Below are 11,979 nucleotides of genomic sequence, written 5' to 3' on the forward strand. Positions count from 1 at the left end.
ACTTATCTCCAACCCTCGGTTTTGATTTGACCGTGGTCTAGGTAAAGTCCTGTTGAAGAAACAGAAGGAGCACGGTAGTGTCCACTGTATTGGTTGTATGTTTTGTTCGATCCAAATGGCCAGAGCCCTTCATATTGAGTAAGAGACGATTGGCATTTGTTAAGGCCACCGGCACGGTTGTATCCACAAGAAGAGTGGTAAGCCACAGCATAGTCATCTTCACCAGGAAGAATGAGGGATGCACCAAACATACCTTTGTAACCAGGAACATGGTTAACGGCAACACCAGCTGTGTTGTTGTGGTTGAAGGCACCACGAGCAGTAGTGACGATAAGAGATTTATCCATTGCGTTTCCACCGAATCCAAAAGTGATTCCATTGAGTGCATTCGCAAGTTCTGATCCGCCAGAAGCAGCAGCAAGAGCAGTTACTTTTGTTAAGTTAAAACCTTTGGCAGAGGCAGTAGAACCAAGGTTAGACAACCAATACTCGATGGCATAACATCCAGCAGAGTGGCAAACAATCTTACAAGAGTTTGATCCTTTGCAGTAGTTTGTGAGTCCTGTGGCAATGTTAGTTTGAGCTCTAGAGGATCCGTATGATCTTGGGTCGGTAGTTCCATCATAACCGATAAAGATTCTTGTTCCGCCAACAGAATTGACTGAGGAACCCCAGTAGCTGTTTACGTCAGTTGTTCCCACACCGTTGTGGTTTTTGTCAGATTTTCCATGGATGAAGACTGTGTATGTTTGGGCACTTAGGGATCCCGCTAAGAGAAATGCCGTGATGGCTGCTAGTATGGTTCGCATTTTGTTTTCCTATTCCTGAAGGTATGTTCCCATTGTTTTATAAGTTTGGCAAAAGATTGACAAGAAATTTTTTTCCAAATTTAGACAAAATTTTAACATAAATTTGCCATTGTCACGGTTTCTCTGACAATCTTTAGGGCAGGTTCCTAGGATTTGGCTAGGGGAATGCGGATCGTGAATAGGGTTTTGCCTGGTTCACTTTCCACTTGGATGCTTCCGTTGTGGTTTTGGATGATTTTTTGGACGATGGACAGGCCAAGGCCTGTGCCCATTCCCAGCTCTTTTGTGGTAAAAAATGGCTCAAAGATGCGGGGTAGAATGTCCGAAGGGATTCCTTTTCCATTATCTTCAATGGTGATGAGGGCATTGGTTTCTTCTTCTTTCAGAAAAATTCGGATCACTCCTCCCTCTTTGGGGCAGGCTTGGATGGAATTGTAGATGAGGTTGGTCCAGACTTGCACGAGTTCGTCGGCATGTCCGAGAACCACTGGATCCCCACTGATTTTCCAATCGATCTCAATGTTCTGTTTCCAACTAGTGGAATACATGGAAAGAACCGAATCAATCCCTTCTTTGAGTGCGAGAAATTTTTGAGATTCTTTCGGACCTGAATAGGAATGGTGTTTGAGGGCAAATACAATCTTGGAAGCACGTTCCACAGCGGTTTCAATAATTCCTAAATGGAACCCTATGACAAAATCATTGAGTTTGGATTGGAAAGTGTTTCTTCCTTCTTCCGAATCAAATAACTTTTGGTATTCTTCTGGAATGGTTTCAATTTTAAAATCGAAACATGTGTCCGCTAAAGATATGGGATCGGAAACTGATTTGGATTTAAAATAAGCAATGAGTTCTTTTTTTCTTTTGAACCGAGATGTGACTTCTGAACGTTTTTGGGTTTTGAAATCTTCCAAAAATTGTTCTGCTAAAAGAACCAATTCAGTTTTTTCCGAACTAATGACATTTGTCTGCCCATCTTTGATGAATTGGATGCTTCCTTTAATGGCTGCTAGTGGGTTATTGATTTCGTGAGCCACACTGGCTGCAATTTTCCCAAGAGTGGACATCCTCTCTGCTTGTAAAAGTTGTTCTTGGGTTTCTCTAAGTTCCAAGATGGTTTGGTTTAATGATTCCGTACGTTCTTTTATTTTTTGTTCCAATTGTAGTCTTGCATCACGTACAATCGAAATCATTTCATTAAAACTATTAGATAACTCACCGATTTCATCTCTACTGGATACTTTGACTGTAACAAACAAATCTCCAGAATGCATTTTTCGAATGCCTGCTAGTAACCTAGTTAAGGGGTATACAATACTTGTTTTGTGTAAAACAGGATATAACATAAAGATTGTAAATAATGAGAAAAGAAGTGTTATGATTAACCAAACTACCGTTTGGTGTACCATGATTCTGTATTCAATATAAGGGATGGCTATGAAAAAATGGTGATTTTTTGCATGAAAGTCAGATGTCCAATAAATTCCATTTGGCTTTTCTGAAAAAGACTCCAATTGAAAGGATTCAAAAGTTGCAGGCCGATTTATTTTTTGTTTAATATTTTCTAAAGTGAAGTCTGTTTTGTTGATCCGGAAATTTTGGTCCTGGATATCTATCACTAACTCAGAAAGATAAACAAACGGGTATGTGGCACCCAATTCCAGTTGTGTTTTGATACTATGTTTTTCGCGGCTCATTTCATTTTGAAAATCTACACGGAACCGGTTGAATAAAAAGTTCGCAACGATAGAAAGGATCAAATACAAAACCGTCAAATTGAAAGTCATGATTTTGAATCCGACAGTGGAAGGAATTGTCTCTTGGTTGAGGGAGACCAATACGAGAATGGTCATGATAATGATAGTTAGGTTAGTCAGTAAAAACAGAAAGGTTGGTTTGCTGAAATAATTTAGATCTACAAGGATGTCAGTAAATGCCAAAGAAAGAATTCCAAGGATGGCCAACAGAAAACCTCCCGTGTGCCTTTTTTTGGAACCTTGAAAATAGAAAAATTTTGCCGTGAGTGCAGCGATTGTATTTCCCAGAATCAAACACAATACACCGGCAATGGATACGATGGAAAGTTGGACGAGTGGGGAAGAGGAATGTTGGTTGGGAACATAGAATTCCATTTTGGGATCAAAGTGGACCTCTCGATAAAAAAAACCGATCCCGTTGGAAAGGATTGCAAATGTGGCTAAGGCAATGTGGAGGCGAAGGCTCCAAGTTTTCCAACGAGGGAAACTATTTTCCTGGAACCCAAAGGCTAGGTTTGAGGTTGCAATGCCTAAAACTAAAATGACTGGATTTTTCAAAAAAACGAAAACGTAAGCGGTCCAAGGTGCCACAAAAGAATTACAAATCGACCAGGCCACCGACCAAAAAAAGAGACAGAACAAAGGAACAAGGAGACCCCGAAATGTGGGCGTTAGGTCCTCCTTACGAGACATAAAGTAGACAAAGGCGATCCCGCTCACCAAACAGAGCCCAAAATAGAAAAAACTATAAAGATTCAGTAAGGGTGCCAAGCCAATCCAGGAATCCCTGACAATTGACTTTCGGCAAGCATTTCGTTTCTCTCTTTTATTTCCGTTGTGCGTCGCACAAAAAACTCCTTGTCGTCGAAAGGGATCACGAAACCATGGATTTATTGTGCGATGCACAACGGAAAGTCTGTATCAAGAGGACCCAATGCGAAAAAGAAACTCACTCACTCAAATTCTAGGAACTGGCCTTCTGCTTGTGATTTTCCTAACAGAATCTTACGGAAAGATCAGCTCAGCCGGACTTTCTGTCCGAAACGAATCTTCCAAACGAAAATTGGAGGTATACATAGCCAAAAATCGACCAAACCTTTCTTCTCGGGAAAGATTAGAACTGGTTTCGGCGATGGAAAATGCAGCTCTGAACCTTCGTCTTCCTGTGGGACAGAAACAGGAACGATATGATAAACTTGGATTTTTGGTAGGCCTTGTGCACACAGAATCGCAGTTCCACAGACGAGCCAAATCACATAAAGGAGCACTCGGACTCATGCAAGTGATGCCAACAACGGCCAAGTGGTTGGCAGAAAAAGAAGGAATCCCCTTTTCTGGAGAAAAGGACCTCTACGATCCAGAGACTAATTTATACATTGGTGTTCTTTATTTGAATTATCTAATCGAACGCACCGATTCTCTGGAAGCTGCTTTGTTATCTTATAATGCAGGGCTTGGTGGTTATAAACGATTTGGAGGCATTCCAGAGTATTCACGATCAGTGTACCGGTACTATGAAGAATGGAAATCAATGCCCACTCCAACTCAAAGTCTGATTTCTGAAACTGTTGCGAGTCTTCTTTCTATCTAAATTTTACTTTACATAGTTTTAAAACCGACAAGGCTCTTATCCGTTTTATAAAACAAAAGGATGGGAGCGTATGGATTTAATTCGTAGATACGGTGTGTATCTAGCAGTTGTTATATTGGTTGTGATTGGCCTTATCTTCTTTTTAATTAAGGATAATGTTGGTTCTGATCAAGATGCTAGAGAGAAAGCCAGACAAGAAAGGATGGCTAGTAACTCTGATCCAACGCAAGGTGATGATAGTTCTGGAAGTGGATCTGATGGATCTGGCGGGGTTCCTGATGATGGTGCTACTCCTGAATACATTTTAGAAAAGTATTTAGAATGGGCTGAATACCCTCCATTCTCAAGACCTATGTCCATTCTCAATCATGATTTGGCATTCCCATTCATCATTGAAACCTCTCCTGATTATTCCATCGATCCAAAAACGAACGAAGCCACCGGTTACGTATGTTTATTCCAACCAAAAACTTGGGCGGTCATCGGAAACAAAGACATGATGTACGTCACATTAGAATGTCGCGATAAAGCAAGAAATCGAGTGAAGGTATCAATCGATTCTCATCAAGTTTTTAAAGAATGGGAAGGACAAAGGTATGGAGTTGTCAGTGCCTCTGTGAATGACAACGGAACAGATGGAGACCAAACAAGAGGAGATAATATTTTTACTTTCTCTTGGAAACCACAAAAAGCTGATTGGGGACAAATGTCTCTTGTTGCTGAAATTACTTACGGACCAGAAAATCTTAAAACAACTCTTACTTCTAGTTTCTTTTCTAGTCCTTCCATTCCAGCAGAATTTAACGGAGTTTTTTCTGACTCTTTACAAGACGGATCCCTAATTGTTCGCGCAGTGGTGAATGTTTATAGAAAAGGAAAATACCATTTAGAAGCAAATTTAAAAGACGAAAAGAATGGGGAATATATCGCCTATGCCGTGTACGATGGTGATTTAGTTTCTGGTTCGAACGAAGTGGAATTTACTTTTTTCGGGAAAATCCTTCGTGATAAAGACTTAGATGGTCCTTATTTGGCGACATCCTTCCGTGGACACCGAGTGAACTTACCCATTGATCCTGAATGGTTCAACCAAGGGGCAGAAGGACTCAGAAAAATCCAAGCGGCAAAAACAACAGAACCTGATCGTGAGCTCGTTGTGCCATATAAGGATGAGTACAAAACAAAATATTATAAAGTGGAATCCTTCTCGAATGCAGCTTGGGATTCGGCAGACAAACAAAATCGCATTCGTCAAATTAAAGCACTACAATAACCTATGTTAGATAAAACCAAAAAATTCATCAGAAAGAGACCATTTTTAAGTCTCTTTCTACTTTTCATTCTCACTCTTCCTGTCACCTTACACTTTTTGTTTTGGGGACTTGTATCTTTAAAAGCACCTAGATACAGCGGAGAAATTATTTCTGATAAACTGACAACGACCGTGACTGTGATCCGAGATGAAGCCGGAATTCCCCATATCGTGGGAGGAGATGCCAAGTCCGCGTATTTTGCATTAGGTTATACAATGGCACAGGATCGTATTTTTCAGATGGAATTACAAAGGCGGATTGGGAAAGGAGAACTCACTGAAATTTTTGGTGATAAACTCATTCCTACCGATCAGTTTTTGAAATCTCTTCTTTTGAAAAAAACAGCGGAAGAGTATGTAAATCAGAAGGAACATATTTATCCTGAAGCATGGAACCAATTGGATTGGTTTTTGGAAGGGGTAAATCATTTTCTCTCCGAAGACAATTTGCCAATTGAATATACCATTCTTGGAATCAAACCGAAACCCTTTGATCGGGTAGATGCCATTTCCTTCTTGTTCTATATGGGTTTTTCTTTTGCAGAAGGGATCAAGTCGGACAGTTTGTACACCATTTTGGAGTCGGAATTAAAGGGTAGGTCTGCAAATGAACTTTTCCCGCGGTATGATTTTGAAACAAATGCGACCATTTTGGAAACTCAACCGGGAGTACAAAGGTTAGCGGATAAAAATAATTTTCAAAAAATAAATTCCAAACAAATCCAAAACTCAAATGCCAATCGAATGGCAAACCAAAATCAAAGTGAACCGAAAAACCATGCAAACGGAAAAGAGGTCTTTGGTCTAAAACAACTAGTATCTTTGGTGAACCAATTGCAACTTCCGATTGAGCCACTAGAAGGTAGTAACTCTTGGCTTGTGGCACCTAGTCGTTCTGAAAGTGGCGGGGCAGTTCTTGCCAATGATCCACATATTGCCCTTTCCAATCCAGGGGCTTGGTACGAAGCTTATATTGAATATCCTGGATATGAAAACTATGGTTATTTTCTTTCGATCATTCCGTTCCCTCTCATTGCACATAACAGAGATAAGGCATGGGGGCTTACCATGTTGGAACAGGATGATGTTAACTTGTATTTGGAAACCATCGAAGGTGGAAAATTCAAAACGGGGAATACTTGGAAAGATTTAACATATTATCGTGACCCCATCCGTAAAAAAGATGGATCCGAAATTCCGTTTGAAGTTGGGATCACAAACCATGGCCCTCTCATTACAGAACATATCAAAGGATTTAAGGGAAGACCTGTGAGTTTGTATTGGGCTCACCACCATTTACCAAATCCGCTGCTTGATGTTCTATTCCAAATGGGCAAATCCAAATCGTTCACCGAACTTGATTCGGCTTCTTCAATGATTGGAGCACCGGGACTTAATTTTAGTTATGCGGATAAAAATGGGAACATTGCTTATTACGCAGTGGGAAGATTTCCGATCCTAAAATCGGGGAATTCTCGTAAAATTTTAGAGGGTTCTACTGGTGAAAATGATGTTGTTGGTTATGTTTCGGTAAAAGACAATCCAAAGATCATCAATCCAAAAAATGGAATCATCGTCACAGCAAACAACCAAGTGACAAGTAAGTCAATTCCAGGACTTGGAAAACCAGAAGGAAATTGGCAACCACCTGATCGTTTTCAAAGGTTAGTTGGTATTTTGGAAACAAAAGAGAAGTGGAGTTTGGAAGACCTTGCGGCAATCCAAAACGATACAGTCTCTTCCTTTGCACCAGAGTATTTGGAACTTATTCTGTCTACGGTTAAAGAAGCAAAAACTCCCAATGGGAAAAAGGTTCTAGGGATTTTGAAAAAATGGAATTTTGAACATTTCCCCGAATCCCAAGGAGCTGCTGTTTACGATGTATTCTTTTATATCACTCTTCGGGAATTGTTAATTGATGAGATGGGTCCCGCCAATTTTGAGTTATATGGAGATATGGCCGAGTATTGGAATGCTTATCGCCGATTTGTAAGGAATCCAAGTTCTTCTTATTGGGATGACTTAAGAACCGAAGGGATCATCGAATCAAGAGAAGACATTCTCAAAAGATCCATTGAGGAGACCGGTAGGTATTTAGAGGCACATCTCTCTGCTTCTCCAAGTCTTTGGACTTGGAAAAACTTATACAAAATCAAACATCCACATCCGCTTGGCGTATTGCCAGTGATAGGTGGTATTTTTGATATTGGTCCGCTTCCTTCTGCAGGTGGTGCCGAAGTGGTTAATAATTTAAAATACAAACTGATGAAAGAAGATTGGACTGCGTTTGCAGGTCCATCCAAAAGGCGAGTGATTGATTATGGTCGTTTTGAAGAGTCTGTCACACAACTTCCCATCGGGAATAGTGGAAACCTTGCAAGTCCCTTTTACGGGAACTTAGTGGATGATTATATTAGCGGAGTTCACAGGAAAATCCTGTATACGAAGGAACAAGTGGGGGCTGGAAAATTCCGATTGGAATTTCGACCTCAGTAATTTCTAAAAAAATCCCCACGGGACCTGTGGGGATTTCTATTTTTCTACACCCAAAGATTCTATTTTGGCCGATCTTTAAACCAGATGTTTCGTTCCTTTCTCCTCTGTATTTTGTTTGTTACGGCAACTTTTGCCCAATCGTCTTCCGATCGGTTGGCCTTTGCTTTTCGTAGCCAGGCGTCGCTTGACCCACTTCGGATGATTGTTGTGGGAGAGGTTGTGGGAATTGAAAAAGCCAGTTATTATGAAGTGGATACACTTTCCCAAGAATTGGAAGTGGACACAAGACCAGATACTGTGACAATCAAAGTGGCTGACCCAAAAGGAATTCGTGTGGGTCAAACTTTGTATTTATTAGAAAAGAACCAAGACCACAAAACATTTCGTGATGGAAACATTGTGGGAATGATCACGGTAAAATCTGTTTATCAAACTACTTTTTTTGGATGGCAAGTTCGCGGGGAAGGGTATTTGCGGCTCATTGAAGACCGCCCTGTAACGGCCGCAAGGTTACTTGATACCACAAAATACGATGAAGCTTTTATGGCCAAAAAGAAAGGTGATCATTATTTTGCGAAAGGGCAAATGGAAGAAGCCCTTCGAATGTATAAACATTCAGTTTCTCTTGATCAAGGATCACCTGATTCGCATTATGCGCTTGGGAAAGCACATTGGAAGGACGGAGAAGGATACGTATCGACTGCATTTGAATATTCGATGGCTTGGAAAAACAGAGAACGATTTTCCAATGCACAAGAAAGGTTGTTATTCCTAGTCGATTATTTACGATTTTTAACCTTCTATTTTAAAGTAGAAGGGAAAGAAAACAAAAAACAATTGGATCTAATGCCACAAGTGGCAAAAGAAGCACGTAATCTTTATCCAAAAAATTATGAAGTTTGGCTTTATAGTTTTGAAACTTCTTTTCTCAATCTTTTGCATTCGAATATGGCCGATACTGGTGTAGACGGTCGTAAAAAAAGAGAAGAGTGGTCCGAACGTTCGGAAGAATATTTACAAAAGGCCTATTCCCTCAGAAAATCAGATTATTACCTCCATAAACTTGCCTGTGAATTTTATAATCTAAAATGGAAAGAAACGCGGGGTTCTGTCAAAGAAACTGATTACCGAAACAAACTGGTAGAACATGGAAAGTTATTACGTCTTTACTACACAGGGGAAACCACTTTGTCGGAAGATCTTTTGAATGCAATTAGACTTGCTGAAAAACAGTCAGGATCACTCTGACAAAATTTTCATACTCTTTTCAAATAAATACGATTCCAAATACAACATATCATCTGGGGCCGAACTGAAATAGTTTACCCCAAGGTGGTAATGATCACCTTTATCTAAAAACCGAATGATCTCACCTCGGATGATCATTGTACGTTCCTTACTTAAAGGGATAAACATTTTAATGATATTGTGACGTTTTAAATATTGAAACAAACGTTTGTCATAAATTTCAAAAAGAAGACCATCGAGAGAAATATCCACAACTTTTGTAGTTGATTGCATGGTCTCATAACTACCGTGTTGGATGGCAATTTTTGTGAATACATAACTAATGATTTCGGCAAGTTCAAAAATATAAACAGCCTGGTTATGCGAGATGGTAAATCGTTCCATCGCAGTAGAATATACTTTAATAAACCCAACAACATCTTCATAAAGACGAATGGGTGTAATCACATAAGAAACATAAAAGTTTCGTGATTCGTGTTTGCGCATGGATTCAAAGTATTCTAAAGCAAATTCTTCACCAAACTCCTTTGTCATTTCTTTGTATTCGTTAAAATAATTAAAAAGAACATCATCCCCAGGATCATTTATATAGGAAGTGATTCGATTACAATCGGGGATATAAATGGATTTCCCAGTTCTTAGGATGGTTTTTTTAACAAAGTCTTCGTATTCGTTTAGTTTTTCGTCTGGTTGAAAAAAATGAATTTCATAATCTTTGGAAATTCGTTCGATTGCCTCGGTTAACATCACATTGATGAGTTTGCTATCTGGCCTATCCTTTCGTACTTCTTTCATTAGGTGAGGGAAACGACTTTCCGCGTAAAGGTTTTTCCCCACTTCTCTCGAACCACCAGTTAAACTTCTAAATAAAATGATAAAGTTCATAAACAAATCGTCTACTGGGATTCGTTTGTTGGTTCTTAGTTGGTAAGATTGTAACTCAGTAGGAGTTTTGATTACTGTTTTATCTTTTTGGATGTCAAGAATGACTACCTCAAACTGATAGTTGATGTTCATCACTTCAAAACGAACCCGGGCTCTCCTGGAACCTTGTTCCACTAAATCGGGAATCATCAAAGTGACCGTATGTGATTCTATTTCTTCTACTGCGGCAATGAGTGTGTCTTCTTCGTAGATAAATTCGAATTCCCTGTTATCGGCCTTTAGGTAATAAAAGAGGTGTTTGACTATGTTGACATCGGACCCAATGATGGTTTCTTCAAATAACGATTCTAAAATCGTTATGAGTTCCTGCATCGAATCGGTTCTTCCAATTGCCATACTAAAATTATCGATTTTCTAAGAGTGAAAATCGATTTTCTCCTGAGGAAAAAGTGACGGGAAACGACAGAATTCGCCGAAATGGGAAGTATATGGAACTCACTCTCCCAAAACAAGTCAATCCTGAACTTTTGCCAATGATCCGCCAAGGACTCCTCAGTCCGGAGAAATTAGCCATTCTGACCGAATTGTACGCCATTGTGGAAAGGTTTGCCGGTTCCTTATATACTGACGAAGAAACCCAAAAGAAAATTTTGGAACGCACTGGGTCTTTGCCTGACCTCATCACTTGGAGTGATTACTTCCAAACGGAAGTCGCATCTCGTTATTTCCTAGAATCAGAAGACTCTCTTCGAAGGATCGTTGATACCATTCGATTCGATTTGATCTCTGCGCATTTGATCTTCAGTGGAAAACCAGATCATTATAAAGATAAAATTAGAGCCGAAGTTTTGGTAAGCAAAGGGATTGATTCTCTTCTTCCCAACCAAGATCAGGAAAGCCAACATCTAGAAATTTTACTCAATTACTTTGAAAATATGGAGATCGGGAATAAACCTTTATCTTTACAAGATAAAGCCTGGTACGAATCCTTTCAGATAGATGAAATCGCGATTTGAAACCAAAGAGTATGAATTCCTAGAAATTGAATCCCGTGATACTGAAGATGGAAAGATTGTTTCCATCTTCCTAAACAATCCCACTTCCCGCAATTCTATGACTTGGAAAATGGGGGAAGAGTTCGCAGACCTCATCCATTCCATTAAAAAAGAAAAAGTCCTTCCAAGAGCAGTGATCATTTCCGGTCGAAACGATGTGTTTTGTGCGGGAGGTGATTTAAATTTATTAAGATCCTTTTCCGAAAAGTCATTCTCGCAAAACAGGCGTGATATGAGAAAATTCTATGGTTTCTTTTTATCTGTTCGTAAACTCCCTGTCCCTGTCATTGCTGCTGTGAATGGCCATGCGATTGGTGCTGGTCTTTCCTTAACCTTTGGATGTGACTTAAGAATTTTTGCAGAGGAAGGGAAGTATTCTTTCAATTTTGTCAGACTGGGAATCCATCCAGGAATGGGATCTAGTTTCCTTTCCCCTGAACTCCTTGGAAAAAGTTTGGGAGGTAGGCTTTTACTGACTGGTGAAACTTTTGATGGTAAGTTTGCTAAGTCTTGTGGACTTGCATTAGACAGTTTTCCCAAAAAAGAAGTGTATGACCGGGCAATGGAGCTTGCTTTGTCTTTGTCAAAGGCTGCACCTCTCGCCTTACAGGAGTTAAAGCGAAATTTATACTCCTGGAAACAGTTAGATTCTGCCCTAAAAAAAGAAGCAGAATCCCAGGCGCGGAACTTTATTTCGGACGACTTTAAAGAGACGATCAAAAGTATCTTAGAAAAGCGGGAACCAAAATTCACCGGCAAATAAAAAATTTAGAAGGTTTCTAAATTATGGCTCGACAAGGATTTTTCAAGAGGTTACATCGAAGCT

9 protein-coding genes are annotated in these 11,979 nt (G+C 39.8%); 6 read left to right on the plus strand and 3 right to left on the minus strand.

The window, feature by feature from the left end; genetic code table 11:
- Positions 1-2: 2 nt before the first annotated feature.
- Positions 3-809: a hypothetical protein gene (locus EHR01_RS18965; protein WP_135697240.1), complete on the minus strand. Its 807-nt coding sequence runs from the start codon at positions 807-809 to the stop codon at positions 3-5.
- Positions 810-955: 146 nt separating this feature from the next.
- Positions 956-3,337, minus strand: coding sequence for a sensor histidine kinase (locus EHR01_RS18970; RefSeq protein ID WP_135697242.1), 2,382 nt, complete (start codon positions 3,335-3,337; stop codon positions 956-958).
- A gap of 163 nt (positions 3,338-3,500) precedes the next feature.
- Here EHR01_RS18970 and EHR01_RS18975 point away from each other — a divergent pair, with 163 nt between their 5' ends.
- The 4 genes from EHR01_RS18975 (at position 3,501) to EHR01_RS18990 (ending at position 9,213) form a co-directional block, all read left to right on the plus strand.
- Positions 3,501-4,157 (plus strand): lytic transglycosylase domain-containing protein, encoded by a 657-nt coding sequence (locus tag EHR01_RS18975; RefSeq protein WP_135697244.1) that lies wholly within the window; start codon positions 3,501-3,503, stop codon positions 4,155-4,157.
- Positions 4,158-4,227: 70 nt separating this feature from the next.
- The gene (locus EHR01_RS18980; RefSeq protein ID WP_135697246.1) at positions 4,228-5,430 is read left to right on the plus strand and encodes a hypothetical protein; all 1,203 of its coding nucleotides are present in this window, start codon (positions 4,228-4,230) and stop codon (positions 5,428-5,430) included.
- A gap of 3 nt (positions 5,431-5,433) precedes the next feature.
- Complete coding sequence (locus tag EHR01_RS18985; protein ID WP_135697249.1) at positions 5,434-7,965, plus strand: penicillin acylase family protein; 2,532 nt, start codon at positions 5,434-5,436, stop codon at positions 7,963-7,965.
- 84 nt (positions 7,966-8,049) lie between these two features.
- Positions 8,050-9,213, plus strand: coding sequence for a tetratricopeptide repeat protein (locus EHR01_RS18990; protein ID WP_135697251.1), 1,164 nt, complete (start codon positions 8,050-8,052; stop codon positions 9,211-9,213).
- Here the strand turns inward: EHR01_RS18990 and EHR01_RS18995 are convergent.
- Positions 9,205-10,494: a PilZ domain-containing protein gene (locus EHR01_RS18995; RefSeq protein ID WP_135697253.1), complete on the minus strand. Its 1,290-nt coding sequence runs from the start codon at positions 10,492-10,494 to the stop codon at positions 9,205-9,207. The two genes, EHR01_RS18990 and EHR01_RS18995, sit on opposite strands and share 9 nt — an antisense overlap.
- 92 nt (positions 10,495-10,586) lie before the next feature.
- Here EHR01_RS18995 and EHR01_RS19000 point away from each other — a divergent pair, with 92 nt between their 5' ends.
- Both EHR01_RS19000 and EHR01_RS19005 read left to right on the plus strand, forming a co-directional pair.
- Positions 10,587-11,114, plus strand: a complete 528-nt coding sequence (locus EHR01_RS19000) for a hypothetical protein (protein WP_100716446.1) — start codon at positions 10,587-10,589, stop codon at positions 11,112-11,114.
- Positions 11,098-11,916 carry an enoyl-CoA hydratase/isomerase family protein gene (locus tag EHR01_RS19005; RefSeq protein WP_135697255.1) on the plus strand — a complete coding sequence of 273 codons (819 nt, stop codon included), beginning with the start codon at positions 11,098-11,100 and terminating at the stop codon, positions 11,914-11,916. Before EHR01_RS19000 ends, EHR01_RS19005 begins: the two co-directional genes overlap by 17 nt.
- Positions 11,917-11,979: the final 63 nt, after the last annotated feature.

It is taken from the genome of Leptospira mtsangambouensis, from assembly GCF_004770475.1.
GTDB lineage: Bacteria > Spirochaetota > Leptospiria > Leptospirales > Leptospiraceae > Leptospira_A > Leptospira_A mtsangambouensis.

Bases quoted from the DNA above. Each gene is read 5' to 3' on its own strand.
- EHR01_RS19005 (WP_135697255.1), top strand. From the start codon at position 11,098: ATGAAATCGCGATTTGAAACCAAAGAGTATGAATTCCTAGAAATTGAA.
- EHR01_RS18980 (WP_135697246.1), top strand. From the start codon at position 4,228: ATGGATTTAATTCGTAGATACGGTGTGTATCTAGCAGTTGTTATATTG.
- EHR01_RS18990 (WP_135697251.1), top strand. From the start codon at position 8,050: ATGTTTCGTTCCTTTCTCCTCTGTATTTTGTTTGTTACGGCAACTTTT.
- EHR01_RS18975 (WP_135697244.1), top strand. From the start codon at position 3,501: ATGCGAAAAAGAAACTCACTCACTCAAATTCTAGGAACTGGCCTTCTG.
- EHR01_RS19000 (WP_100716446.1), top strand. From the start codon at position 10,587: ATGGAACTCACTCTCCCAAAACAAGTCAATCCTGAACTTTTGCCAATG.
- EHR01_RS18995 (WP_135697253.1), bottom strand. From the start codon at position 10,494: ATGGCAATTGGAAGAACCGATTCGATGCAGGAACTCATAACGATTTTA.
- EHR01_RS18965 (WP_135697240.1), bottom strand. From the start codon at position 809: ATGCGAACCATACTAGCAGCCATCACGGCATTTCTCTTAGCGGGATCC.
- EHR01_RS18985 (WP_135697249.1), top strand. From the start codon at position 5,434: ATGTTAGATAAAACCAAAAAATTCATCAGAAAGAGACCATTTTTAAGT.